The organism is Bacillus sp. FSL K6-6038 (assembly GCF_038050455.1).
In the GTDB taxonomy this organism is placed as follows: domain Bacteria; phylum Bacillota; class Bacilli; order Bacillales; family Bacillaceae_G; genus Bacillus_A; species Bacillus_A pseudomycoides.
In genome coordinates, this window is the sequence record NZ_JBBOUH010000001.1 from 4447701 (window position 1) to 4473698 (window position 25998).

The 25998-nt window shown below is 35.2% G+C and carries 34 protein-coding genes and 1 pseudogene; 11 read left to right on the forward strand and 24 right to left on the reverse strand.

The window, feature by feature from the left end:
• Together NSQ40_RS23350 and ytrI are read left to right on the forward strand one after the other, a co-directional pair.
• Positions 1–336 (forward strand): YtrH family sporulation protein, encoded by a 336-nt coding sequence (locus NSQ40_RS23350; RefSeq protein ID WP_026008455.1) that lies wholly within the window; start codon positions 1–3, stop codon positions 334–336.
• The gene (gene ytrI, locus NSQ40_RS23355) at positions 333–836 is read left to right on the forward strand and encodes a sporulation membrane protein YtrI (RefSeq protein WP_018764469.1); all 504 of its coding nucleotides are present in this window, start codon (positions 333–335) and stop codon (positions 834–836) included. Before NSQ40_RS23350 ends, ytrI begins: the two co-directional genes overlap by 4 nt.
• A gap of 48 nt (positions 837–884) precedes the next feature.
• On the opposite strand, the gene NSQ40_RS23360 is transcribed toward ytrI, so the two are convergent.
• The gene (locus NSQ40_RS23360; RefSeq protein WP_033796469.1) at positions 885–1817 is read right to left on the reverse strand and encodes a DHH family phosphoesterase; all 933 of its coding nucleotides are present in this window, start codon (positions 1815–1817) and stop codon (positions 885–887) included.
• Positions 1818–2256: 439 nt separating this feature from the next.
• Here NSQ40_RS23360 and NSQ40_RS23365 point away from each other — a divergent pair, with 439 nt between their 5' ends.
• Entirely contained in the window at positions 2257–2562 is a 306-nt protein-coding gene (locus NSQ40_RS23365; protein WP_006096165.1) for a YtpI family protein, read from the forward strand.
• Between the two features lie 6 nt (positions 2563–2568).
• Here NSQ40_RS23365 and NSQ40_RS23370 read toward each other — a convergent pair whose 3' ends face one another.
• Positions 2569–2835 (reverse strand): DUF3949 domain-containing protein, encoded by a 267-nt coding sequence (locus tag NSQ40_RS23370; protein ID WP_258248311.1) that lies wholly within the window; start codon positions 2833–2835, stop codon positions 2569–2571.
• Positions 2836–3240: 405 nt separating this feature from the next.
• On the reverse strand, positions 3241–4554 hold the full coding sequence (locus NSQ40_RS23375; protein ID WP_033796468.1) for a DRTGG domain-containing protein: 1314 nt from the start codon (positions 4552–4554) through the stop codon (positions 3241–3243).
• Between the two features lie 247 nt (positions 4555–4801).
• Here NSQ40_RS23375 and NSQ40_RS23380 point away from each other — a divergent pair, with 247 nt between their 5' ends.
• The gene (locus NSQ40_RS23380; RefSeq protein ID WP_018764474.1) at positions 4802–4960 is read left to right on the forward strand and encodes a hypothetical protein; all 159 of its coding nucleotides are present in this window, start codon (positions 4802–4804) and stop codon (positions 4958–4960) included.
• A 41-nt stretch (positions 4961–5001) separates the two neighbouring features.
• On the opposite strand, the gene NSQ40_RS23385 is transcribed toward NSQ40_RS23380, so the two are convergent.
• Positions 5002–5685: a metal-dependent hydrolase gene (locus NSQ40_RS23385; RefSeq protein WP_003201090.1), complete on the reverse strand. Its 684-nt coding sequence runs from the start codon at positions 5683–5685 to the stop codon at positions 5002–5004.
• A 147-nt stretch (positions 5686–5832) separates the two neighbouring features.
• Between NSQ40_RS23385 and pepQ the strand changes: the two genes are divergently transcribed.
• Complete coding sequence (gene pepQ / locus NSQ40_RS23390; RefSeq protein WP_003201087.1) at positions 5833–6930, forward strand: Xaa-Pro dipeptidase; 1098 nt, start codon at positions 5833–5835, stop codon at positions 6928–6930.
• Between the two features lie 29 nt (positions 6931–6959).
• Here the strand turns inward: pepQ and NSQ40_RS23395 are convergent, their stop codons facing one another.
• The gene (locus tag NSQ40_RS23395; RefSeq protein WP_033796467.1) at positions 6960–7364 is read right to left on the reverse strand and encodes a DUF3221 domain-containing protein; all 405 of its coding nucleotides are present in this window, start codon (positions 7362–7364) and stop codon (positions 6960–6962) included.
• 190 nt (positions 7365–7554) lie between these two features.
• Here NSQ40_RS23395 and NSQ40_RS23400 point away from each other — a divergent pair, with 190 nt between their 5' ends.
• Complete coding sequence (locus NSQ40_RS23400) at positions 7555–8388, forward strand: DUF2785 domain-containing protein (protein ID WP_003201085.1); 834 nt, start codon at positions 7555–7557, stop codon at positions 8386–8388.
• A 13-nt stretch (positions 8389–8401) separates the two neighbouring features.
• Here NSQ40_RS23400 and NSQ40_RS23405 read toward each other — a convergent pair whose 3' ends face one another.
• The 10 genes and pseudogenes from NSQ40_RS23405 to NSQ40_RS23450 form a co-directional block, all read right to left on the reverse strand.
• Complete coding sequence (locus NSQ40_RS23405) at positions 8402–8608, reverse strand: hypothetical protein (protein WP_033796466.1); 207 nt, start codon at positions 8606–8608, stop codon at positions 8402–8404.
• 63 nt (positions 8609–8671) lie between these two features.
• A pseudogene (locus tag NSQ40_RS23410) lies at positions 8672–8815 on the reverse strand (hypothetical protein); the annotation flags it as partial.
• Positions 8816–8991: 176 nt separating this feature from the next.
• Positions 8992–9336, reverse strand: a complete 345-nt coding sequence (locus NSQ40_RS23415) for a DUF6176 family protein (protein ID WP_033797308.1) — start codon at positions 9334–9336, stop codon at positions 8992–8994.
• Between the two features lie 3 nt (positions 9337–9339).
• On the reverse strand, positions 9340–10134 hold the full coding sequence (locus tag NSQ40_RS23420) for a GNAT family N-acetyltransferase (protein WP_033796464.1): 795 nt from the start codon (positions 10132–10134) through the stop codon (positions 9340–9342).
• On the reverse strand, positions 10131–10463 hold the full coding sequence (locus NSQ40_RS23425; RefSeq protein WP_003201081.1) for a cupin domain-containing protein: 333 nt from the start codon (positions 10461–10463) through the stop codon (positions 10131–10133). Before NSQ40_RS23425 ends, NSQ40_RS23420 begins: the two co-directional genes overlap by 4 nt.
• A gap of 26 nt (positions 10464–10489) precedes the next feature.
• Positions 10490–10708, reverse strand: a complete 219-nt coding sequence (locus NSQ40_RS23430; RefSeq protein WP_003201080.1) for a hypothetical protein — start codon at positions 10706–10708, stop codon at positions 10490–10492.
• Between the two features lie 119 nt (positions 10709–10827).
• Positions 10828–11262, reverse strand: coding sequence for a hypothetical protein (locus tag NSQ40_RS23435; RefSeq protein WP_018764485.1), 435 nt, complete (start codon positions 11260–11262; stop codon positions 10828–10830).
• A gap of 384 nt (positions 11263–11646) precedes the next feature.
• The gene (locus NSQ40_RS23440; protein WP_018764486.1) at positions 11647–12069 is read right to left on the reverse strand and encodes a hypothetical protein; all 423 of its coding nucleotides are present in this window, start codon (positions 12067–12069) and stop codon (positions 11647–11649) included.
• Between the two features lie 246 nt (positions 12070–12315).
• Positions 12316–13449 carry an alanine dehydrogenase gene (ald, locus tag NSQ40_RS23445; RefSeq protein WP_003201075.1) on the reverse strand — a complete coding sequence of 378 codons (1134 nt, stop codon included), beginning with the start codon at positions 13447–13449 and terminating at the stop codon, positions 12316–12318.
• Positions 13450–13725: 276 nt separating this feature from the next.
• Complete coding sequence (locus tag NSQ40_RS23450) at positions 13726–14523, reverse strand: SDR family oxidoreductase (protein WP_003208709.1); 798 nt, start codon at positions 14521–14523, stop codon at positions 13726–13728.
• A 148-nt stretch (positions 14524–14671) separates the two neighbouring features.
• Here NSQ40_RS23450 and NSQ40_RS23455 point away from each other — a divergent pair, with 148 nt between their 5' ends.
• Entirely contained in the window at positions 14672–15130 is a 459-nt protein-coding gene (locus NSQ40_RS23455; protein ID WP_003201067.1) for a universal stress protein, read from the forward strand.
• A gap of 43 nt (positions 15131–15173) precedes the next feature.
• On the opposite strand, the gene NSQ40_RS23460 is transcribed toward NSQ40_RS23455, so the two are convergent.
• The gene (locus NSQ40_RS23460) at positions 15174–15869 is read right to left on the reverse strand and encodes a hypothetical protein (protein WP_003201066.1); all 696 of its coding nucleotides are present in this window, start codon (positions 15867–15869) and stop codon (positions 15174–15176) included.
• Positions 15870–15984: 115 nt separating this feature from the next.
• On the opposite strand from NSQ40_RS23460, the gene NSQ40_RS23465 reads away from it, so the two are divergent.
• Positions 15985–16164, forward strand: coding sequence for a hypothetical protein (locus NSQ40_RS23465; protein WP_000502255.1), 180 nt, complete (start codon positions 15985–15987; stop codon positions 16162–16164).
• A 135-nt stretch (positions 16165–16299) separates the two neighbouring features.
• On the opposite strand, the gene NSQ40_RS23470 is transcribed toward NSQ40_RS23465, so the two are convergent.
• A complete protein-coding gene (locus tag NSQ40_RS23470; RefSeq protein WP_003201064.1) occupies positions 16300–16641 on the reverse strand; it encodes a zinc ribbon domain-containing protein YjdM in 342 nt (113 codons plus the stop codon).
• A gap of 432 nt (positions 16642–17073) precedes the next feature.
• Here NSQ40_RS23470 and NSQ40_RS23475 point away from each other — a divergent pair, with 432 nt between their 5' ends.
• Positions 17074–17643 (forward strand): DinB family protein, encoded by a 570-nt coding sequence (locus NSQ40_RS23475; RefSeq protein WP_003201062.1) that lies wholly within the window; start codon positions 17074–17076, stop codon positions 17641–17643.
• Positions 17644–17693: 50 nt separating this feature from the next.
• Here NSQ40_RS23475 and NSQ40_RS23480 read toward each other — a convergent pair whose 3' ends face one another.
• From NSQ40_RS23480 to NSQ40_RS23490, 3 genes are all read right to left on the reverse strand, one after another.
• The gene (locus NSQ40_RS23480; protein ID WP_003201060.1) at positions 17694–17924 is read right to left on the reverse strand and encodes a hypothetical protein; all 231 of its coding nucleotides are present in this window, start codon (positions 17922–17924) and stop codon (positions 17694–17696) included.
• Between the two features lie 225 nt (positions 17925–18149).
• Positions 18150–19538 (reverse strand): argininosuccinate lyase, encoded by a 1389-nt coding sequence (argH, locus tag NSQ40_RS23485; protein ID WP_033796462.1) that lies wholly within the window; start codon positions 19536–19538, stop codon positions 18150–18152.
• Positions 19535–20740: an argininosuccinate synthase gene (locus NSQ40_RS23490; protein ID WP_033796461.1), complete on the reverse strand. Its 1206-nt coding sequence runs from the start codon at positions 20738–20740 to the stop codon at positions 19535–19537. The genes argH and NSQ40_RS23490 overlap by 4 nt, the downstream gene beginning before the upstream one ends.
• A gap of 167 nt (positions 20741–20907) precedes the next feature.
• Here NSQ40_RS23490 and NSQ40_RS23495 point away from each other — a divergent pair, with 167 nt between their 5' ends.
• On the forward strand, positions 20908–21225 hold the full coding sequence (locus NSQ40_RS23495; protein ID WP_033796460.1) for a hypothetical protein: 318 nt from the start codon (positions 20908–20910) through the stop codon (positions 21223–21225).
• Between the two features lie 38 nt (positions 21226–21263).
• On the opposite strand, the gene NSQ40_RS23500 is transcribed toward NSQ40_RS23495, so the two are convergent.
• From NSQ40_RS23500 to NSQ40_RS23515, 4 genes are all read right to left on the reverse strand, one after another.
• Positions 21264–22811: a polyamine aminopropyltransferase gene (locus NSQ40_RS23500; protein WP_003201050.1), complete on the reverse strand. Its 1548-nt coding sequence runs from the start codon at positions 22809–22811 to the stop codon at positions 21264–21266.
• A 235-nt stretch (positions 22812–23046) separates the two neighbouring features.
• Entirely contained in the window at positions 23047–23460 is a 414-nt protein-coding gene (locus NSQ40_RS23505; RefSeq protein WP_003201048.1) for a DUF350 domain-containing protein, read from the reverse strand.
• Between the two features lie 13 nt (positions 23461–23473).
• Entirely contained in the window at positions 23474–24100 is a 627-nt protein-coding gene (locus NSQ40_RS23510) for a DUF4247 domain-containing protein (RefSeq protein ID WP_003208702.1), read from the reverse strand.
• Between the two features lie 126 nt (positions 24101–24226).
• Positions 24227–24415: a hypothetical protein gene (locus NSQ40_RS23515; RefSeq protein WP_003201044.1), complete on the reverse strand. Its 189-nt coding sequence runs from the start codon at positions 24413–24415 to the stop codon at positions 24227–24229.
• 905 nt (positions 24416–25320) lie between these two features.
• On the opposite strand from NSQ40_RS23515, the gene NSQ40_RS23520 reads away from it, so the two are divergent.
• On the forward strand, positions 25321–25971 hold the full coding sequence (locus tag NSQ40_RS23520) for a YitT family protein (protein WP_003201042.1): 651 nt from the start codon (positions 25321–25323) through the stop codon (positions 25969–25971).
• Positions 25972–25998: the final 27 nt, after the last annotated feature.

A 25998-nucleotide genomic window follows, 5' to 3' on the forward strand; every position in this document is an offset into this window, starting at 1 on the left:
ATGGATGTAAGACAAACTTTTTTCTCTCTTCTCATTACAACTTACTTTATTGCATTTGGAGTAATGCTTGGTGGTTCTTTAATCGGAGGAATTGGAGCATTTCTTGTTGGAAAACCAGCTCTTACTGCCATAAAACAATTCGCAGAAAACTTACGTATTTGGGCACTCGTTGCAGCAATTGGCGGAACTTTTGATACATTTTATAGCTTTGAACGAACCTTTTTCGAAGGTGCCACAAAAGATATTGTGAAACAAATTTTACTTATTTTTTTTGCAACAGGCGGCATGCAAACCGGCCTTATTATTATTAAATGGATTACGCAGGATCATGTATGAGGGTTCCAAGCGCTACAATAGCTAAAAAGTGGTATTTATTTTTAGGTGGCGCTGCCGTTGGAGGGATTTTGAGTTGGTTTATTTTTTTGTACATATACGGCGTTTTTCAAGAAGATTATGCAAAAAAAATTGTGTTTCAGGAAACGGAAATTACAAGGCTAAAAAAGAATCTTCATGTTCTTACGGAAGATCGTACTAAATTAAATGAGGAAAATAAAAGCCTTTTAACGATCCAAGAAATTAAAATTGAGATTCCGAATCATGATAAATACGATTTAGACCGTGTTACTCTTGAAAATATGATTACTTCTCTTCAAGAAGACCTCCAGCACCTCGTAACAAAAAACGTTCAAAGCGTAGCAAAAAACAAAGAATTGTTAATAAAAACAATTGAAAATAAAGTATACAAACATTATGACCGAAGCTACCGCTTTAAAATCGAAACAATTTCCTTTGATACTGTGCTCGAAATTAGCATCAATATAAAACAAGAAAAGTAGAGCTTCTGAGCCCTACTTTTCTTGTTTTTAACACATGAAGTACTTGTTTTATTTACAGATCTCACACAAGTCCGCGAAAAGACGATCTGCCTCTTCCCAAGAAGATGCTTTCGCACCAGAAGCCATCGGATGACCTCCGCCGTTATACTGCATCGCTAATTTATTAATTACCGGTCCCTTTGAACGAAGACGAACGCGAATCACATCTTCCTCCTCTAGAAATAGAACCCAAGCTTTTAATCCATCAATATTGCCAAGCGCTCCAACAACACCAGATGCCTCTGAAGGAAGTACATCAAATTCTTCTAGTACTTCTTTTGTCAGCTTAATATAAGCTGCACCTTCCTCTGTCATCGTAAAGTTTTGTAAAATGAATCCATTTAAACGAGCGATTTTCTCTTTCGTTTTATACATTTCGTTATATAACTCTGGAAAGTCCACTCCCATTTCTACAAGCTCGCCTGCATAGCGAAGTGTTCTTGCTGATGTATTTGGGAATAAGAAGCGACCTGTATCTCCAACAATCCCAGCTAAAATAAGACGAGCCGCTTCTTTTGAGATTGTTAAACCTTTATCTTCTCCGTAAGAGTAAAACTCATAAATAAGCTCACTTGTAGAACTTGATGTCGTATCAACCCACGTAATGTCCCCGTATGAATCTTCATTTGGGTGATGATCAATTTTAATAAGCTTCTTTCCTTTTGTATAACGCTGATCACAAACACGCTCTTGGTTCGCTGTATCACAAACGATAACAAGCGCATTTTCATAAGTCTCATCATCAATTTCATCCATTACTCGTAAATACGATAAAGAAGGTTCATTGTATCCAACCATATAAATCTTTTTCTCTGGGAACGATTCTTGAAGAACGGTTCCTAACCCACATTGTGAACCTAATGCATCTGGATCTGGGCGCACATGACGGTGAATAATAATCGTATCAAACTCTTTAATCGCTGTTAAAATTTGTTTGTGCATATGTATAGTCTCCTTTTTATTGATTTCTACCTCTGTAATCAATTTTCTCACTTTATCCTTCATTATAACTGAAAATAATTTATCCATGTGGACAATTGCTTTATAATAATAGTTAGAAAGTTTCGATAATGTTTTTTGTTTTCACTTAGCATGGGGCTGAAACAGAATCTGACCGCCTCTATGCATGAACGGATCCTCTCTCCCAACTAAAACGATGGGGTTTCAGTTCAGTTTTATCCAGTTTATTTTCCCACCATATCAGTCTCGGCTATGGAAACAAAAGGGATTCTCCACTCATTCCCTCCCTTTATTTTCACTCGGCATGGGGCTAAAACAGGCACTAACCGCTTCTATGCTCGGGCGGACACTCTCTCCCAACTAAAACGATGGGGTTTTATTTTTAAATTTACCTAAATACAAACTAACGGAGGATCATATCATGCCAGTATTAGTCTTTTGTATTATCATCTCATTTATGTTGTATCTCTTCTATAAAACAAAATATTTTCGTACAAATCGTCCGATGGAAAAAGGATGGCTTGCTGGAAAATCCGCAATGGCGCTCGGTGTATTCGTTGCGCTATTTGGTGCAAACCAATTTTTCTTAGAACTCTCTACCGCACGTATTATCGTTGGCGTGTTATTTATCTTATTTGGTGGTGCGAGTATTTTTAATGGATTCCGTCAGTATAAACATTTCTCACCTCTTGCAGTCGAAGAAGCAGAAGCGTATAAAACAATGTAAAAAGCATCAGCATAAATGCTGATGCTTTTTACATTGTTTTATTTTTAAAATCATATATGCAACAAATGCAGGTGGAATATTAAAAGGATTTCCTTGCACGTGAAAATGTAATTGTTCTTCTTCAAAAGACATATTTTTATACAACTCTTGTTGTGAAAGTTTTGTTTGTTGTTTTTGCTCATTTAGTCCTTCAATGTAAAGATACTGAATAGGTATCATGGCAAGAAAATAAAACAATGCAACACCACCAAAAAAGAGCAACTCTGATGACATAGTGAACACCATCCTTTTTTCTTTATATATATCAATTATCTGATAATTCAATTATACTACAACTGAACTACCAAATAAAGGGAGTTGTTAGCGTTTGGATTAACAAAATTAACCCGTTTCTTATGTAATTGTGCATTGTTCCTTTTATCGTCATTGGTTTAGGTTTATGCGTTAATCATGAAGAAAATTTTCTTAGCTCCTATCATCACGCTCATTCTAAACGCTCTATACGAAATTTGGCATACGAAACATTACTATCCCGATTCTCCTATCACCTTTACTTCATGGAATATAATCTTCCCCACCATTTCATTACTATTAGCTGTATTCATACACTTTTATAAAAAAATGGCTGAATGAACATCTCACCATAAAAGGGATTCTTCATTCAGCTTTTTTCCATACTTATCGATCAATCAGCTGCACCATTAATAGCGCTTTCCCAACAACCTCTCCTCCGTGACGCACTTCTACATCTACCTTTCCAAATTTACGACCGATTTCTAATACCTTTGGATGTACAGAAACAACATTATCAATCTGCACCGGCTTTACAAAATAAATTGTTAAATTCTCAACAATTGAATCGCTTTTTTTCTGCGCACGGATGGCGCGATTTGTTGCTTCTGTGACAACGGTTGTAAATACACCATATGATAATGTTCCAAATGAACTCGTCATTTGTGGTGTCACAGAAAATTGATAACTGTGTTCATTCTTTGCTTCTTTCGGAGTCACAAATTGATTTGTGACGATATCCTCAATCGTTTCTCCAACTTGCGGTTGACGTTGAATCATTTGCAACGCTTGAAGTACATCTTGACGGCTAATAATCCCTTGCAATCGGTTGCTTTCATCGACAACAGGAAGAAGTTCAATCCCTTCCCATACCATCATGCGCGCTGCCGCTGCAACAGACATTTTCCCATTCACTGTAATCGGTTGCTTTGTCATCACTTTTTCAATTGGTGTTTCTTTTGCGATGCCAATCATATCTTTTGAAGTAACAATTCCTAATACCTTTTTATTTTCATCTACAATTGGATAACGCCCATGCATTGTTTCTTTATTATACGCATGCCATTGCGCTACTTTATCACTAGGTTTTAAATATAACGTTTCTTCAATTGGCGTTAAAATATCTTCAACGAGTACAATTTCCTTTTTGATAAGCTGATCATAAATGGCACGGTTAATAAGCGTTGCCACAGTAAACGTATCATAGCTGCTTGAAATAATCGGCAACTTTAATTCATCCGCTAATTTTTTCACATGATCTTCTGTATCAAATCCACCTGTAATTAATACTGCAGCTCCTGCTTCTAATGCTAGTTGATGTGCATTCGTACGGTTACCGATAATTAGCAAGTTCCCTGCTTCTGTATAGCGCATCATCGCTTCTAATTTCATGGCCCCAATCACGAATTTATTTAATGTTTTATGTAACCCTTCTCTTCCGCCAAGCACTTGGCCATCGACTATATTGACCACTTCGGCATATGTTAGTTTTTCAATATTTTCCTTTTTCTTTTGTTCAATTCGGATTGTTCCGACACGTTCAATTGTACTAACATACCCTTTATTCTCTGCATCTTTAATCGCACGATAGGCCGTTCCTTCACTTACACTCAAATCTTTTGCAATTTGGCGCACAGAAATTTTATGCCCTACCTGCAGGCTATTAATATGTTCTAAAATTTGATTATGTTTGGTAGCCAAATGGTTTCACCATACTTTCTTTTCCCTAAATTCTTCATGTGTTGTATTTTTAGTATACTATATTTTCGAAACTGTTACACTGTACTTTTATGTATCTGTACTATTTTTTTTATAACAAAAATGACCCTTACATTCTATCAGTCACATTCTTACACCAGTGTAAGACTATTGTCATCTCATTCGATGGTTTGTTTTCTAGTTCCAAGATACAATAAAGACAAGAAATCAAACGAAGGAGCGAATGAAAATGAAAAAATTTTTAGAAGTTGTAGGTGCTGTATTTTTAGCTTTCGTTGATGGCAAAAAAATTGCAATGGAATTAAATGAAACACCGGAACAAACATTACTGGAAATAAAAGAAACACCAAAACAAGCACAGACTTTCAAACCTATTTTACACACATAAAAAACCCTTCACTTGTCTTTTCAAATGAAGGGTTGCTTTTTTTATAGTGTAATACTTTCTCCAGCTTCTAATACCTTACCTGTACTACTTGTTAGTTTTTGGACAAAAAGATGCGGGTCTTGCTGGATAATTGGGAACGTATTATAGTGCATTGGCACAACTGTTTTAGCACCAATCCATTCCGCAGCTAACACTGCATCCTCTGGTCCCATTGTAAAATTATCACCAATTGGTAAAAATGCTACATCAATGTTATTAAGAGCACCAATTAACTTCATATCGGAAAATAAAGCAGTATCTCCTGCATGGTACACTGTTTTCTCTTCTGCCGTAAATAAAATTCCAGCTGGCATTCCTGTATATGTAATCGTCTTGTTTTCTTCATCAATATAACTAGACCCATGGAATGCTTGTGTAAATTTCACTTTCCCAAAATTAAACACATGTGAACCGCCGATATGCATCGGATGTGTATTTACACCTTGCCACCCTAAAAATGTTGCGAGTTCAAACGGTGCTACAACAACTGCATTATTTTTCTTCGCAAGTGCTACTGTATCACCGACATGATCACCATGACCGTGCGATAAAATAATCGCGTCTACCTTAACATCTTCAGTCTTTAAATCTGTTTTCGGATTACCTGTTAAAAACGGATCAATTAAGATAACCTTTCCATTCGTTTCAATCTTTACAACTGAATGCCCGTGATAAGATACTTTCATTGTTACATTCCTCCTTATTCACATTCACACCTTCTATTCTACATGATTTCACAATTTCCTGTCTTTTCAAACAGCGATTTGCTTGTCATAACACTTTCATCCGATGTAAAGTTATATATGTAATTAAAATCTCGGAGGTGCGAATTTATGAATACTAGATTAGAAAACTTAATGCAATGGCTACAAGAACAGAACGTGGAAGCTGCATTTTTAACTTCTACACCAAACGTCTTCTATATGACAAACTTCCATTGCGAACCACACGAAAGACTACTCGGTCTATTTGTATTCCAAGAAAAAGAACCAATTTTAATTTGTCCTAAAATGGAAGAAGGTCAAGCTAGAAACGCTGGCTGGGCACATGAAATTATCGGATTTACTGATACAGACAAACCATGGGATATGATTGCAAAAGCAATCGCAGATCGCGGCATTGATGTAAATGCAGTGGCAATTGAAAAAGAACATTTAAATGTAGAGCGCTATGAAGAATTAACAAAATTATTCCCGAAAGCATCTTTCAAATCCGCTGAAGAAAAAGTACGCGAACTTCGTTTAATTAAAGACGAAAAAGAACTTTCTATTTTGCGTCAAGCAGCCCACATGGCAGACTATGCTGTTGAAATCGGTGTAAATGCAATTGAAGAAAATCGCAGCGAATTAGAAGTGTTAGCAATCATCGAACATGAAATGAAGAAAAAAGGTATACATAAAATGTCCTTTGACACAATGGTATTAGCAGGTGCAAACTCTGCCTTGCCACACGGTATCCCAGGTGGAAACAAAATGAAGCGCGGTGACTTCGTACTATTTGACTTAGGTGTAATCATTGACGGTTATTGCTCTGACATTACACGTACAGTCGCATTTGGCGATCTTTCAGAAGAACAAACACGTATTTACAACACTGTACTAGCAGGACAATTACAAGCGGTTGAAGCTTGTAAACCAGGCGTTACACTTGGCGAAATTGACAATGCTGCTCGCTCTGTCATCGCAGATGCAGGTTACGGAGAATTCTTCCCACACCGCCTTGGTCATGGACTTGGCATTAGCGTACACGAATATCCAGATGTAAAAGAAGGCAACGAGTCTCTATTAAAAGAAGGCATGGTCTTCACAATCGAACCAGGTATTTACGTACCAAACGTAGGTGGCGTTCGTATTGAAGATGATATCTACATCACGAAAGACGGATCAGAAATTTTAACGAAATTCCCAAAAGAATTACAGTTTGTAAAATAAGAAAAAAGGTAGCGAATACGCTACCTTTTTTAAATACCATTTTTCTCTACGATTTCAAACTGATTAACAGTCATTTTCCCTGGGTAACTTTCAAGTATCTTAGAAAACCATACTTTTATTTTATATCCTGATTTCAACTGTTTATATGCATTTTTATCACCAAAATGTAGAATCGTGTCCGCTGGGGTATCCAAATGTTGTTGTAGCTCCACATACTCCTGCAACCCTTTTTTCGTTTTGAACTTTTTGTTACTAATGAAATATACAGTTGTATTTTTCACTATAACGTATCCTTCCATAACACCTTTTTCTGTTTGTTGTTGTATATTCACCGGCTCATTCTCAGTTTGCTCATTACGTGTACATGCTGTTAATATCACGAAAGAAACGGTAAATAAAACATACACACACAACATCCATGTGTTTCTCTTCATTTCATGCCTCCATTATAGAAACTTCATTAATCAATCCTATTTCTAACATTTTTTGTTCGTCTCTAATCGTTTTTTTGAAATCCTCAATACATGATTGATTTGTTGAAGAAAGGCATTTATTTCTTGTATATTCTCCGTTTCTATCATAATATTAAAATACAGAATTTTCTAAATAAAGAGGAGGGATTACATGCAACAACTTCAAAAACAATTAGAAGAAATAAAAGCTAATCATTACGCTATAGATTCCACTGTAAATATTCATAATTTAAGTTCGAAAATGCTTCAATATATCGGTGTACCAGATGGCTATTTACGAGATAAATTAATCTATACGGCCTTTTACCATCTCATCACAAACGATCATATTACAAACAGGCATTTACAGAAATTATTGTCCCAAAGTATAAGCGAGCAATATTTATTTTACAAAATTAACACTGACGATACAGACGCTGTATTTACGAGATCATTTACAACACTATTAATCGCTTTAATCATAAACGCCGATACAAAACATAACTTTTTATCACAGTCTGACATATTAGATGTGAAAGACAAATTAATGTTATATATGGACCAAGAACATGATTTCAGAGGTTATGTTAACGATCAAGGCTGGGCTCATAGCATCGCTCATGTTTCCGATACATTCGATGAACTCGTTCAAAATCCAAAACTTGAGGCCTCCTATTACCCTGAAATACTACAAACCTTGTTAGAAAAAATAAATGTACATACAATGTATTACAAGTATGAAGAAGATGAGCGAATTATCACTCCTATCATTGCCATGCTGAAAAATGGTTTAGATGAAAAAAAACTCATCTCAGCTCTGCATTCTTTAGTAAATCAATTACAAGTTCAAAAACCTGAATTACCTATCGAACCTTATGAAGCGTTATATGGAAATATAAAATCGTTCTTGCGTAGCTTGTTTTTTAGATTACGAACACTTTCTATATGCAAAGAAGCCGAAAACGAGGTTGAAAATTTATTAAAGGAATTACGCCAATACTACTAAAAAAGAAGGCCACTCAAAAAGTGCCTTCTTCCATTTCACTAATATTTAATTGAAATTTAACAATCCAAACGGAGAAAAGGTGTACACAAATCGCAATGGTCATACATGTCCCGCTCAAAAAACTTAGAATTGGATGCGAATAGGCATGCCCTAAACCATAAGACGCTCCAACAAAAAACATTGTTATGTAGATATAGATCGCTCCATGTATTTGCTTCATATAAACCCCCTTTTCCCATATTATAACATTAATTTTCTAACTATTCACATCAATCTGTATAAGTTAATGTTTCTCAACAGTTACTCCTCTTACAGCCACTTTTATATAGGGTACCCCGTATAACGGTTGTAATTCCTCTGTCTTTCCTGTTACGACTACGCCGTAGATCGGTAAGTCTCGAGGTGAGATATTCTTTATTTCTTTATATTGACTTTTCTATTAATAATGATTCAAACGTTTCATGACTCATTCTGCTCTCCTTCCTATATACTCAACGTTTGAAAGCTTGAAATGTATACAAGTTTCTGCTGAAAATTTTTCACAAATAAAAAAGCCCATCTATTCTGATGTGCTTTTTCGTATATACAAAGAATACTATTTTATTATTTCATCGCCTCTTTGACCACATCTTGAATCATGACAACCTCTGTTTCCATATTGGCAGCAGGCGCTTCCTCATCAATACATTCATACCAAAATTCCAAATGCTTTTTATCAACTTCGTGCCGAGAAGCTTCGACATCTATCCCGCCTTCTCCTTGGACAGAATACCAATACAAATATTCTTCTCCATCTCTTATTTCCCGGAAAATTGTCTCTACATACATTTTCTCGTCGTTTAATGTCAATAACACTTCTTTCATATGATCATTTAGCATCTTCATCCATTCATCAACACGGTGACTTTTCCCTGGCTTCACTTTGAATCTTGTTAATTCGACGTTCATCGTTTATCCCTCTACCTTCTTACGTACATATAAAACATATTCCACTGGATGATCAAAACCTAGTTTACTAGCAAGTCTTTGTGAGGGTATATTATCCACATTACAATCCCAGCACGGCGTAATACTATTTTGTATACAATGTTCTATGAAATAAGTTGCGACTAATCGAGCGAGCCCTTTTCCCTGATAGTCTGGATCTGTTGCGATATCAATTTCTGCAAAACCATTACTTCTAAAAATTGAGACACATTCAGCCACTATCTTTTGATCTTGTACAATACAAAATCCAAAACCATGGTTAAAAAATTCTTCTTTTGATCCCCAATACTCTTTATAATATTGCTCCGTAAATTCGGTACTTTTTTCGATTATGTTTTTATCAATCCGCTTTACTTTGTATGTAGAATCTTCTAATTCTCTTTTTCTATCTTCAAAGATATCTCTCTGAAATAGAAATTTTTTTCGAGGGATTTTTCTAAAAGAACCCTTGAAATGATTTTCAATAATGCTTTCCCACTCTATGCTAGAAACAAATAATGTGAATCGCTTCTCCGTTGTTAAAACATCATTTTCAATATAAGAAAACAAAGTATGTTGAAATTCCTGATCATGTGTATCTCCAAACAGATAGTAAATGCCATTAGCAGTCGCAATCATTCCTGTTGTTAATCTCTCATTTACAAAAATCTCACCATCTATTATTCGATCACATACTGCATAGGCAAAAGTAGATGTCTGTTTGTTATCTTCTAAAACTGGAAGAATCGTATGATATTCTGCTAACACTAACTTTTTCATACATTCTCCACAATAACGGTATCCGCATCTAAGTTTTCGAAGCAAAGATTAACAGTGCGCTGTAGTGCCCTTGTTCTGTGAACGGTACCGGCTGGAATTAAAATCGAATCATTTGGTTTTAATACAGCTGTATCCTTATCTTGAAAATCGATAAGTAATTCTCCCTCGAGTACTATAAATAATTCATCCGAATTCGAGTGAAGATGCCAATCATATTCCCCCGTAAACACAGCAATTCGTAAACAATGACTATTCACATTCGATACAACAAAATTTTTGTGCCTTTCTGTAATATCTTTTGTGAGTTCTAAAAGATTCACTTTCTCCATTGTTCTCCTCATCCCCTAGTGATTTATTATTTTCCCCAAAACCATCCAAGTGCAATAATCATCATACAAACCCAAAAGCCGATTGTTCCAAAATCAATATCTTTTTCCTGTTTTTTCTTCCTTACCTTTTTTACTTCTTCTTTTAACTCTTGTACACTTTGTTCTAATTTAACAATTGCTTCTTTCATTTCATTCAGTTCACTTTTCTCTTGTACTTTTTCTTCTGACTCTTTTGCTAGATTCATTGCTATGCACCCTTTTCGCGACGCTCTATTCCATTCTAATGATCTCGTTTTTTCCAAATCTATTTTTGCCTTTCATCATTCTGAAAAATAAAACATTTCAAACTAAATTACTTTCAGTTTTAATCTCCACCGCCTCCGCAATCTCCACCCCCACTATCGCTCGCACTACTACAATCATTATCGCTATAGTTTGCAAATCCACTAGATGAATTGGAGGAATAAGAAGATCGTTTCCTTTTCTGCTTTCTTTTCTCATCTTTTTTACTTTCACGGCTTGGCCATACTTTATCAAACACTACAAAAAACATACCGAATGGTACCAAAAAAGCAATGCCCTGTAAGATGTCTTCCAAAAATTCAGGTCTTATCTCTATCTGATAAAATACACCTAACACAAAAAAGCATACGATTACATAAATGACCATACTAATATATCTGGCTATTTTCTCTATACTAAGGGCCAACTTCTTTTGAAATGGTATATTATGTTCCTGTTTTTTCTTTATATATTTCTGTCTTCTTATTTGTTTTTTCTTGCTACTTTTTCTCCCCATTTTATCCCCTCTGTGAATGACTTCTTTACTTCTATAATTCCAAATTATCATAAGAAGAATTGCATTAACAAGAATAAAATTCCATTTTTTGATTTTTAAAACAAAAAGATGCTCTCTAACTTCTCGTATTACGAGTATAATTAAAAAACATCTCTTTTGCCCCGCTATTTGCGGGCAGTAATATCTTCGTCTCAAAGCTCGGCGAAAGCAATAAAACTAGTAAGAGATAGACCGCCCGTCAAAGCCCGATTAGTGAAGGCTAATAATCAGCGGAGGATGAAGAAAATCCCCACTGATTAAAGTTTTACTTTATTAGAGACTTTTTTTCAAAATCGCCTCGCATCATTATGAATAATGAAACATTTAAAAGTAGATTATTTTTCTCTAATCTCCACCCCCTCCGCAATCTCCTCCTCCATCACTTGAACTACTACAGTCGCTATCACTGTAGTTTACAAATCCACTCGATGAACCTTTTCTCCTCTTCTCTTTCCTCTTATCCTGTTCACCTTTATCACTTGGCGGCCATATATACAGAAATAAAAATGCATATAATGCCATCTCTACTATTCCTACAAATAACTTTAATAAACTCTCCAAAAATCCAATAGTCAGATGCGACTGGCTCATTTTAAAATAGATGTAAACACATAATCCTAAATACAGAAAAATAGAAATAACTCTAAGTACTTTAAATATAATAGTAACTGGTTTTTCTTGTTGCTCTATGATTACTTCCTTCTGTTGCAATACATGCTGTTGTTTAGGTTGTCGCTTCTGTTTTTTCTTATTACTCTTTCGGTCCATTTGATCCTCTCCCCAGACCACTTTACTTTATTCTATAGTTCTTGTTACTTATAAAAATCATATAAAATAAACATAAATTCCCAATTCTCATAATATCATTTTTACAATTTTTTTGTCTACCATACGTTATAGACATATAACCTTGAATATTATGTTAAACCCGGGCCTAACTTCTTATAGAAGACATTTGAATTACTACATACAAAAAGACCTTCCTTATCCAAGGAAGGCCTCACAACTTTTCTATTATGATAAAGCAGGAGCTTTTTCAAGAAGCTCTTTCGCATCAGCATATTGTAAACCATGTGCTTCTGCAACTGCTTCGAATGTTACATAACCATCTAATGTATTAATACCTTTTAATAATGCAGAATTGCCTAGGCAAGCTTGTTTGTAGCCTTTGTTTGCAATTTGTACTGCATATGGTACTGTTACGTTTGTTAATGCAAGTGTAGATGTACGTGGAACCGCACCTGGCATGTTTGCAACTGCATAATGAACAACGCCGTGTTTTTCATAAGTTGGGTTATCATGAGTTGTAATGCGGTCAGTTGTTTCGAAAATACCACCTTGGTCAATCGCGATATCTACTACAACAGAACCTGGCTCCATTGATTTAATCATTTCTTCTGTTACAAGTTTTGGAGCTTTTGCACCTGGAATTAATACTGCACCGATTACAAGATCAGATTCTTTTACAGCTTCTGCAATGTTATATGGATTAGACATTAATGTTTTGACTTGATTGCCAAAAATATCATCTAATTGGCGAAGACGTTCTGCACTTAAGTCGATAATTGTTACGTCAGCACCTAAGCCTACTGCGATTTTCGCTGCGTTTGTACCAGCTTGGCCACCGCCGATAATTGTTACTTTACCGCGTTTTACCCCTGGAACGCCTGCAAGTAAGATACCTTTGCCGCCTTTATTTTTTTCAAGGAATTGCGCACCGATTTGTGCAGACATACGACCAGCTACTTCACTCATCGGTGCAAGTAGTGGTAAAGAACGATTGTCTAATTGTACTGTTTCATAAGCGATTGATACTACTTTGTTGTCAATTAATGCTTTTGTTAATTCTGGTTCTGGAGCTAAGTGTAAGTATGTGAATAAAATTAAACCTTCGCGGAAATAACCATATTCGCTTTCTACTGGCTCTTTTACCTTCATAACCATCTCTTGATTCCATGCTTCCTCAGCAGTTTCAACAAGTTTTGCTCCAGCTTGTACGTACTCTTCATCTGTAAAGCCAGATCCTAAACCTGCACCCTTTTGAACAAAAATTTCATGACCATTGTGTACTAAATGTACAGCACCAGCTGGCGTCATTGCCACGCGGTTTTCGTTGTTTTTAATTTCTGTTGGAATACCGATACGCATTATTAATTCCCCCTTGAGTTATGAAATGACCCCTGAATCATTTTTTAAAGCGCTTTCTACGCTCTTATATTCTAACATAATATCTCAATATTTGACAAAAAATAATGCGAGTTTTCCGATAGATTTTGCCCCGCATTAACGGACAGTAATATCCCCCTCTCAAGATGAAAAAGCCCCAAAATCAGGTGGGGGATACACTATCCATAAATGCCCGATTGGTGAGGGCTAACCATCATTGAGGGATAAAGCTCCCCAATGATGGAAGTTTCACTTTATCTATTTTTGTCGATATCGGTGAATAACATCAACTGCCCCTGTTACTTCTATAATTGTGCCTGTAATCATATCGGAATCTTCTTCACATAGAAACGAAATTGTTCGAGCAATATCTTCACCTGTTCCAGATCTACCAATTGGTGTTCTAATGTCTTTCATCGTACGCGCCTGCTGAATTGTCGCCTCTTTCATTTCACCAATAATATCTCCTGGACAAACCATATTCGCTGTAATGCCATATTCCGCTTCTTCATAGGCAATTGTTTTCGTTAACGAAACAAGTCCTACCTTTGCAGCCGCAAATGCAGAACGGTACATCCAGCCAGGTGCACTATCTGCCCCTTGAAATCCGTAATTGATAATGCGACCAAAATGCTGCTTCCTCATAATGGGAACGACAAGTTTTAATAAACGGAACACTGCTGTTAAATTCCCTTGTATCATTTCATTCCATTCATCTTCTTCGTAATCAATTAACTTTTTACGTTCAAACACATAAGGACCTGCATTATTAATCAAAAAATCAATTTTGCCAAAACGGCTAATTGCTTCTTCTACTATTTTATGTAAATCTTCTTTTTTCGTGACATCTGCTTGCACAAACTGTAGACGTTCTTCTATATTTTTATACTTTTCTTTCATTGTTTCTACAGCACTCATATCGCTATGATATGTTACAGTTACTGAATATCCTTTAGCTAATAAATTCTCTGTTACTTGCTTTCCTAAACCTTTCGTACCGGCCGTAATGAGCGCGTGTCTCACAAACATGCCTCCTTTTAAATTGCTATACTTCATATGTAACAAGTTCTCCCTACAATTACAACTAAAAAGAATTAGAACAGAGTTTTCAAAATTCTGTAACGTTTCTGGCAAGCACGTTACCATATTTTGTTTTATAATTAAGTTGTAAAAGCTTATAAAAACGAATTGGGAGGAATCTACTATGAATAATACATATACAAATATTTTAATTGCAGTGGACGGTTCCAAAGAAGCAGAAAAAGCCTTTAAAAAAGCAATTCAAGTCGCAAAGCGCAACAACGCAATATTAACAATCGCTCATATCGTTGATGTAAAAGCATACTCTGCTGTAGAGGCATATAGCCGCGCAATCGCTGAGCGTGCAAATCTCTTTGCAGAAGATTTATTAGAAGACTACAAAAAGACTGCAACTGAAGCTGGCCTTGAAAAAGTAGAAACTGTATTAGAATTCGGTAATCCAAAATCTAAAATCTCAAAAGAAATTGCTCCAAAACAAAAAGTAGATTTAATTATGTGTGGTGCAACTGGTTTAAACGCTGTAGAACGATTCTTAATCGGTAGCGTCTCTGAACATATTATTCGCTATGCAAAATGCGATGTCCTTGTTGTTCGTGGTGAAGAAGAGCAAGGTGACATTTAATAAATAACGAAAACACCAAGTCTTATGCAGACTTGGTGTTTTTTTATTTTATGTATTTTCCAATAAATATAAAACATGCTATACAGACTATGACAATTGCATATAAGGATGACGGTAAAAACTTCATTGCCCATAATCCCATTGTAATGGTTGCAAGTGTCAAATAACTCATTTTCGCATAGTATGTCATTTTTTTTCGTAAAAGAACTACATATAAATAACCAATTGGTGGTGTAACCAAACAAAGAATGAAGATAAGTGTTGAATTGAAATACCATTTTTGTTTAGCAAGTTGCTCCATTTCTTCTTCTATTATTCTATCCTCTTGTTCCTTTATATCTTTTTCAAAAGGATCCTCATCTTCCCCATTCTTTTCACTCATATAAGGAATAAAGTGAAAAAAGAAATAATAGAAAAACATTGTTGCTCCAAGCTTTAAATCGAATCCCTTTTCCGCTATACGTTCACTTACAAAACTCAGAACTATTGGAAAAACAAAAACATATGTCATCATCCAAAACGTTTTTTTTCGCTTTGTCCGTTGCCTCTCTTGTTCATTTTGTTTCTGCTTTTTTCTATATATCCAGAGTGAAATACAACAATCCATTACAAGTATACAAAAAATAAATAGGGCGATATACGTAGGTTTTATATATTGTAAAGTAACAATGGCAGGAAAAGCATATTTAAGTATAATAGCCGTATATAAAATAATAACAAACCTATAAAACAACTTCATCTTCCCTTCTTTTTTAATGTCCTAATAACGAAATGTTAACATATAAAATACAGGTATTGTTATACAATAAGGAAATTTCGGTTACGCTAAGAAAAAACGAAACGAGGGCTACTACATGGGAGATCACGAACGAATTATTTTAGATGTAAATGATGAAGAGCTGGAAATGCTCGATACGATCTGTTCGCATTTTAAAGAAAAACATGGCGTTGAGCTGAGCCATGGTGCACTCCTCCGTGATTTGATGGATATTGAGTATATTCGTATTACAGAAAACAGACATAAATATGAATAAGGAAAAATGACATAACATTACACTTATTAGAGGATATACAAACGTATATCCTCTTTTTTCATAATAAAAAAACGCTCATTACGTGACAAAATCACCTTACTGAACGTCTTTTCAATCACTTTTATATGATTATCTTTATGCCTTTTTAACAAATTCAGATTTTAATTTCATTGCTCCAAAACCGTCAATTTTACAATCAATATCATGATCTCCATCAACTAAACGGATACTCTTTACTTTTGTACCTATTTTTATAACTGATGAAGTTCCTTTTACTTTCAGGTCTTTGATTACTGTTACAGCATCACCATCATTTAAAATATTTCCATTTGCATCTTTAACAACCTTTTTACCTTCACTGTTTTCAGTTTCTGATTCTAAAGCCCACTCATGAGCACACTCTGGACAAACAAAAAGACTTCCATCTTCATAAGTATATTCTGAATTACATTTCGGGCAGTTTGGTAAGTTTTGCATACTTTTTTATTTCCTCCATTATAAAAATTACTTTCAATTCCCTTTCTTATATCCTCGTAAACATAACAATTACGAACTTGAAATTCACAAGAAATAGGGATGTTCCTTATATACTGCCATAGTATTTCCAGATTGACAAGCAAGCTTTATATGAACATGTTTTCTAAAAAATAAAAGGAGAGTACATCGTATCATGCGCTCTCCTTTTTCTTACGTTGATGGCGATGCGGTAAACTTAGATTTTCAAACATACTATTCCAGATGAAGAGTTGTTTTAGCATAGATTCCCCTTCTGAAACACAAAACAGCCACACTAATGGTATAATTAGGAAAATCAGAATGAATACATAAATTCATCTCACTGTATCGCTGAAGCATCACCTTTCATACGCTTGAAGATTTGGCGTGTAATAGAATGGAGGAGTCTAATAAATGAAATCTGAAAGTATCGCAAAACATTTCCATACATTACATCAGCAAAGATCTCAATTTCTCCCTAAACTACAATCACTTCCGCAAGAAGAACTATGGCATCGAAATGAAAATGGGAAATGGTCGATTGGGGAACATCTCTACCACCTATACTTAATTACAAAAATGCTAAAAACTTCCATTAAGTTTTCTTTCACACTTCTTCCCTATGCCAAGATAAGAAGAAATGCCCCGTTTGCAACTGAAATACATGACATCTATGCAGAATACAAAGAAAAAAACGGTAAAGGAATGAAAGCTCCTTGGATTTTAGTACCATCAAAAAAAATCTATTATTCTATGGATGGTAAAGAACTAGAACGATTGCTAGTGAACGAAACAAATGCAATCAAAGTATGCGTTCAGAATATAGAAGAAAATATCGCGGGGCACATTGTATTTTTGGATCCAATCGCTAAGTATCCAAACCTAATTCAAGCCATTCAACTTTTAGCGATACATGAGAACCATCATTTTTTAATCATTGAAAATATCTATAAAACGATGCATGCACGTAGTATTGAAGTATAAAAGCACTAAATCAGTGAGGGCTGAATCCCCCACTGATTTAAGTTTAAGTTTCACTTTATCTTTACTTCTTCTCCTACATATTCCAAATGCCAGGCATCTTGAATAGATAAGACTGAAGTTTCATCTAAATTCTTTGTAAACCGAAGAAGTCCGTATTCTCCTGCATAAAATATGGAAGAGGTGATAGGAAAACAAGGATAGTACTGATCTTCATCTACAAACACTGCTTTATTCTGCACTTGTTCTTCTATCTGTAATTCAATATCTTTTATAGATAACATAGAGTATTACCTCTCTATTCTTTTTGAATTTCCTTTGAAGTAAACTCTTTAATAAGTTGGCATAATGGACGCTCCTTGCATTACTAAATTTTTCATCTATCCAAATTTCAACCTAAGATTACGAAACTCCTTTTTTCCGTTAGCATACTTATATCTTTTGCTAGTGGAAATATAATAAAAAAGAGGATACTTGGTTCCTGTATGGAACTTAGTATCCTCTCATCCTTATAAATTTACGGTCTCTCCCACTAGCAACTTCGCTTTTTCCAGCGCTTTTTGAATTTGTTCGAACCCTGTTCCACCTGCACTATTACGACGTTTCACTGCTGCATAAGGAGAAAGAACTTCATATAAATCCTCTTCAAATAACGGACTCATCTCTTGATATGTTTCTAGCGGTACATCTAATAAATAAATTCCTTTTTGTGTGCAATGAAGAACAAGCTTTCCGACAATTTCATGTGCCTGACGGAATGGAAGCCCTTTGCTTGCTAAGTAATCAGCAATTTCTGTTGCATTAGAGAAGTCTTGTTTTACGGCTTGCCCCATTTTTTCTTTATTTACAGTCATCGTTTCGAGCATGCCAGCCATAATATGCAGGCAGCCTTCTACTGTTTTAACTGTATCAAACATACCTTCTTTGTCTTCTTGCAAATCTTTATTATAAGCAAGCGGTAACCCTTTCATTACCGTTAATAAACTAAATAGGTTGCCGTATACTCTTCCTGTTTTACCACGGATGAGCTCGGCCATATCAGGATTTTTCTTTTGCGGCATAATGCTGCTTCCTGTTGCATATTGATCGCTCATTTCAATAAATTGAAACTCCTGACTGCTCCATAAAATGAGCTCTTCACAAAAGCGAGATAAATGCATCATTAATATGGATGAATTGCTAAGAAACTCTAATATGAAATCACGGTCACTTACCGCATCTAAGCTATTTTCATAGATTCCTTCAAAACCGAGAATCTCTGCGCTATACGCACGGTCAATCGAAAATGTCGTCCCTGCAAGAGCACCTGCGCCAAGCGGAGAAATATTAATGCGTCCCAGTGAATCTTCATAACGATTTACATCGCGCTCTAGCATCCAAAAGTATGCAAGCACATGATGAGCGAATGAAATTGGCTGTGCACGTTGTAAATGTGTATATCCCGGCATAATCGTTTCAATATTCTCTTCTGCTTGATGAACAAGAACCTTCTGCAACTTCTTCGCAGCCTTTATGATGGCCTGCACTTTTTCCTTTAAATATAAGTGCATATCTGTAGCAACTTGATCGTTACGACTTCGGCCTGTATGAAGCTTGCCTCCTACTTCACCGATTTTTTCAATTAACATCTTTTCAATATTTAAATGAATATCCTCAGCTTGGACAGAAAACGCAAGCTTATTTTCTTTTGCTTCATCTAGTAAATGTTGTAAACCTTCTTTTATTTTCTCTGCTTCTTCTTTTGTTACAATTCCCTGTTTCGCCAGCATCGTAACATGCGCAATACTACCTTCAATATCTTGATTCGCTAATTGCTGGTCAAAGGAGATGGAAGCTCCAAACTCCTCGACCCATTCTTCTGCTTCTGCTGTAAAACGACCACCCCAAAGTTTGCTCACGCTTCCACCTTCTTCTGATTCACTTGGCTGTATACTTTTGTTGGAAGACCAAATAAAGAAATAAAGCCAACTGCTGCATCATGGTTAAATTCATCATCCACTGTATATGTCGCTAATTTTTCATCATATAGAGAGTATTCTGATTTACGTCCTTCTACAATTGCATGACCTTTAAACAATTTCACACGTACTGTGCCTGTTACGGATTTTTGTGTTTCTTGTAAGAAAGCAGCAAGTGCTTGTTTTAAAGGTGAGAACCATAAACCGTTATAAATTAATTCTGTTAATTTTTGTTCAATCATCGGCTTAAAATGAGCGACTTCTTTTACAAGTGTTAAATCTTCTAATTCTTTATGCGCTGTAAGTAATGTCATTGCCGCTGGGCATTCATACACTTCACGTGATTTAATCCCAACAAGACGATTTTCTACATGGTCGATACGTCCAACCCCATGCTTTCCAGCGAGGGAGTTTAATGTTTTAATCAGTTCTGAAAGTGAATAAGCCGTACCATTCAACGTCGTTGGTACACCTGCTTCAAAACCAATTTCTACAAACTCTGGTTTATTCGGTGTATCTTCTAGTGCTAATGTCATTTCATATGCATCTTCTGGGGGTGCTGCCCATGGATCTTCTAAAATTCCACATTCATTACTACGTCCCCATAAGTTTTGGTCAATGGAAAACGGACTATCTAAATTGATTGGAATCGGTACATCATTTTCTTTTGCATACGCAATTTCTTCTTCACGTGACCATTTCCATTCACGTACCGGCGCAATCACTTCTAAATATGGATTTAATGCTTGAATAGAAACTTCAAAACGAACTTGGTCGTTCCCTTTTCCTGTACATCCATGTGCAACAGCACTTGCTCCTTCTTGCTCCGCAATTTCTACTAGTTTTTTTGCAATTAATGGACGCGATAGTGCCGAAACAAGTGGATATTTTCCTTCGTATAACGTATGACCTTGCAGAGCCATCAATGCATATTCATTCGCAAATTCTTCTTGCACATCAATCATATAAGATTTAATTGCACCTACTGAAAGTGCTTTTTCTTTTACAAACTCTAAATCTTTACCTTCCCCTAAATCTAAACAAAGTGCAATGATATCATAATTTTTCTCTTGTAACCATTTAATTGCAACGGAAGTATCAAGACCTCCGGAATATGCTAGAACAACTTTTTTCTTCTCCATTTTCATATCCCCCTAAAGAATAAATATTCATTATTATTAATATTAATTCAAACTTTAACACCTTTCACAAAATGAATCAAGGGATATTAGCAAAAAAAATTCTAACAATTCCATCGAACTTCTTTCTTTTTTTCGATACAATGGAAACAGAAAATGGGGGTGTCTATATGGAACAATATTTTATATACGATGAACACCTAGGAATAGAAGTACCTGACTTACAAGTAGAATGGGAAGATATCCCTGAAAAAATGCAGCATGCTATTTTATTAAAGTGGGAACAAATTCGCGGAAAAATACCTGATCGTATAAAAGAACTTGAATATCATATTAATCAAAAACAACATCGTTTAAATAACGAAGAAAACTTTCAAATTTCCTGTAGCCTCAATTCTGAAATCGCTGATCTTGCCTCCATCATTAACGATTTATGGCTTTGGTATCGCCTTACTCAAAATGTATCTGAGGGGAAAGCGCATCAATAATAAGCCAAATAAAAAAGCATCTACAAATAGATGCTTTTTTAATAGTAATTCCATCCCTTTTCATATAGGTCTAATAAATTGGGCTCATTCAAACGGTTAACCGGTAATTCAATTACCTCCCCATTCTTTGTGATTATCTCATCTTCATCTTTCCCAAATTGAAATAGAGATGGAATCATTTCTTCTGCCAAATATTCCGTATCTACAGTAAGCTTCATACTATTTATTTTAAATTGTTCTCTAGACGCAATTGTAAATCCCCAATTTCCAAATGAAGGGATATCTAAATGATAATTTTTTGCATATAGTCCTGTAGATTTTACTGTCTTACTAATTGTCCAAAAAGCTTCTGTTGCAAATACTGGTGACGTAGATTGGATGGAAACAAATCCTTCCTGAGATAAATGATTTCTAACAAGACTGTAAAATTCCCATGTGTAAAGTTTATTCAGTGCCTCATTATTGGGATCGGGTAAATCAATGATGATTACATCATAAAAATCATTCGTTTGTTTTAAAAAGTTGAATGCATCATCATTAACAAAATTCATTTTACTAGAACGAAATGAATTTTGATTTAATCGTAGTAAATGAGGATTTTCTTTAGCTAGCTTAATCATCTCTGGATCTAAATCAACTAAAGTAATTCTTTTTACCTCTTTGTATTTTAAAATCTCTCTCGTCGCTAAACCATCTCCCCCGCCTAATACTAAAACATTTTGTTTTTTAGGAGCGAGAGACATCGGAATATGTACTAAAGCTTCATGGTATCTATGTTCATCAGCCTCTGAGAATTGCAGCTGTCCGTTTTGATATAACCGTACATCTCCAGGGCCTTTCGTCATAATAATTTTTTGGTATTTTGTTTGCTTTTTTAATACAACCGGATCTCGATATAACTTATTTTCTAATGTATACGCATATCTTTCTCCAAACAGAAAACCAAGTGCTATTATAATCGTTAAAATCATGCCAGTAACTCGTAAGTAAACATGATTCATTTCTTTTTTAAAAACAAAGCTTAACCATACCGCAACAAGGATATTGATGAGCGCAATGAAAAAGGCTGTCTTAATAAGACCTAACATTGGTCTCAATAATAAAGCAAACGTCACGGTTCCGATTAAACTGCCCGCATAATCAAAGAAAAGCACTTTTGCAGTAGATTCCTTTAAATCAGCATTAATTTCTTCTGATTTCCGAATTAAAAGCGGTAATTCTAAACCAGTTAAATAACCTGTGACAACAATAATGGAATATAAGATAATTTTAGCTGTCCCGTCACCAAAGTGAGCTTGCATAAAGAAAACCATAAAAATAGAAAATCCACCAATAATGGCAATAAGGTATTCTGTTACAATAAACGTCGATAATAAGTGACGATGAAATTTTTCACTATGCATTGCTCCAATACCCATGCCACTTAAAAAGAGCCCTATCGTTAAACAATAAAAAAGCGTAGAATCCCCAAACAAATATCCACCTGCCGCTCCATATAAAACCTGATATACAATGCCACAAATTGATACAATCCCTGATGAAGTGAAGATTCTTCTTTTCTGAATCGATTTTTCCTTTTCTGTCATACCTGCACTCCTTTAATAAAGTAGAACTTCCACCAGTGAAGGCCCTGCTGATGGAGAGTCCGCTCTAATCAGGCTTTAACGGGCAGTTGTCTTCCACCTATATTCCTCGCTCTCTCTGAATATTGAGGTGAGACACTTACCGTCCGATAAAACGAGATAAACTCTTTTCATTTAATCAGAATAAAATATATTTTCATTGTTTCATAGAAAAAAGAACCTGCGCTGGCAAGTTCTTCTACGAAATAGCTCCCGATGTTATTAATGCTATTGCTAAGGAAATACTTGCAGCGATAATTCCTACCGCAACATTTCCACTTTCAATTTCTTTATCAACACGAAAGCGCGGAGTGAGAAACTCAAAGATAAAATAACCAATTAGCATAAGTACAAAACCAATAACACCCCAAATTGCCGCACCAAGAAGAGAATCATTCGTAGCAATAGCTGATTTCATAATTAACGTAATCCCTATTATTTTTCCGAAAAACTGAATGGCAACAGCTTTATTTCCTTTTAGTAACTGCTCTCGATCATTATACGGTGTAATCATTTCAAAAATAAACATACAAATGATTGTTACACCGAATAAAACAACAAAATAAAGAAGCGTATGTAATACTTCTTGTACATCTAAAATTTCATTAAACATAAACCATATCCCCCTATTTCCCTGTTCCTGGGCCACCGCCACGAACTGTACTCCCGCTTCGTATGGAGCCGCTCTCTGATGATTTTTTTTCAATGTTCACTGAAAAGCCTCTACCGCCAGATCCTGAAGAACTCGAGCCTTCTTCCTCTTGGAAATTAGCAGGATTATTGCTAAAAGCACTTACGTATCCTCTGTAACCACTTCTTTTTTTCTTATTATCAAAATCTGCTTTATTCCAACCATAAAGCGTAGCAGCAACACCTAATACACCCATTGTTTCAAGTAAAGAGAAATCATAACTATTTTCAGCAAAATCTTCATTTGCTACCTCAACAACTGTATGATTTGAATTTATTGGATCCTGAGTGATTTGGATAAATTCTTCATTGGAACTTTCAGGATACAGAATAAACATTTCTGTATCACTTTCTTTCGAAACATACTTTGGCTTTTCATTAGCAATAATTTCTTGCGCCACTTCTTTTACAGTTTTGTTTTCCACTGTGTAGACCTGAGCACTATCACCTAAATCATTTTCCATTGTTTCAATGTGCTCATAGTTAGATGAGACAAACCCATCTGTACTACAAGCTGTTAAAATTAATAGTAACGATGAGATAATCAAAAAAATCTTTTTCATTGTGAACGATATTACCCCCTGTAGTAAATTACATTTCTAATTATAATTGGGGTATATAGGAAAAACTACTAAAATATGATATCGCTACAAAAAATCCTTCCTGCTTACGCAGAAATACGTTTCATTTCATTTTTTATAACAAGCTTTGCAATATACTTCTTGTGCTGATTTAGCCAAGCATACATCAAACGGTCCAACTAACAAGTTCCGTTCTTTCGGTAACTTTATAAAAGCAACAAGTTCTTCTTCATATTGAATCTTTCTCTGGCAAGCAGAACACTTCAATTCTTTTCTTTTAAACGTATCTTTGAACATGCTATATTCTCCCCCTCCATCAACCTATATTAATATCATCTCATAAAGATTTACTTTTGTGAAAAATTCACATTTCATGTCCTCTTTTTCATATACTAATGAAAAAAGTTTGTAAGAAAAACACTACTCTAACGGAGGTAGAATCTTATGAAGGCTTTATTTATTATCATTTTAACTCTTCTTAGTGTCATTAGTTGGGATGCTTTCTTCAAAGAGAAAGATGATACCCTAAAAATGGACGATTAAACTTCAATGATTCTTTCCATCACTTATTGGACAAACCCTTAGAACCATTTTCCAATTTCTAAACAACTAGGACTATCCTACAAAAACATTTAAGAATAACAGCATGCTTCTTGTAAACCGACAAATTCTGTAGTTTTTCTCCGGTTATTGTCGGTTTCCATCCGCATACATTTTTTGAAAGTATGATATAATAATATAAAATCTTTTACAGAAAGGATTTAGATATCATGATCGCTCGAAGGAGCATGTGGCATCGAATTGACGAATCTTACACGTAGCGTACTTTTTCAGCTCAGATCCTTTAGTCTAGCGAAAAAAATACGAGAGTGGGGAAATTATGATTGCCCGAAGGATAATTTGGCAACGAAAAGACTCTTCTTACACATAGCGTTTTGTTTAAGTCGCATTGATCATTGCTAAACAAAACAAAGAAGAGGGCAGGATTGCTAAATAACAAATCCTACTCCACGTTTTGTTTAGTCGTTTTTAGGCTTAAACTAAAACGAAAGTAGGGAGAATTGATGGACGAGAGGATTATTCGTTATTTCTTCAGCGATATATAGCGTAGTTAGTTTGATGTAAACTAACTGAAAGCTATAAGGCTCGTAGTTAGTTTACAAGACGAAAAGAACTACTAACTACGGAAAGAAGGAATAACGATGAGGAACATCCAAAGTCGACAAATTATTAAAGAAATTTTTATGGTTTTAATCGGTTCATTTATCCTATCTGCAGCACTATATCACATTCATTTTCAAAACCACTTAACAGAAGGTGGCTTTGTAGGAATCGCGCTATTTATACAAAACTTTTTTGATATTTCACCGTCAATTTCAACTGTATTGATGGATATCCCGATCATTTTACTATGCGCTACATTTTTAGGTAAAAAGATGGTTGGTTATTCATTTATGGGTTCAATTTCATTCGGAGTGTTTTATTCTTTAATGGAAAACTATTCTCCATTCACGGTAGATTTATCAAATCATTTATGGATAGCCGCAGTATTGGGCGGTGTGCTAGCTGGTATTGGACTCGGTTTTATATTGCGATTTGGTGGTGCAACCGGCGGCGACGATATTTTAACAATTGTACTAAGTAAAAGAACTCGCTTTACAATTGGTCAGATTTTCTTCGTCTTTGATGCGATCGTGCTTGCACTTTCATTATATTATTTAACTTGGACAGAAATTGCTTTTACTATTCTTTCAATTGCCCTACAGGCAAAGACGCTCGATTTAATTTATTATCCAGCAAAAGAAAAGAAAACAGTATCTATTCCAATGTCAAAACAACATGCAACAAACTAAAAAGCGAAAGGCTCCGGCCTCTCGCTT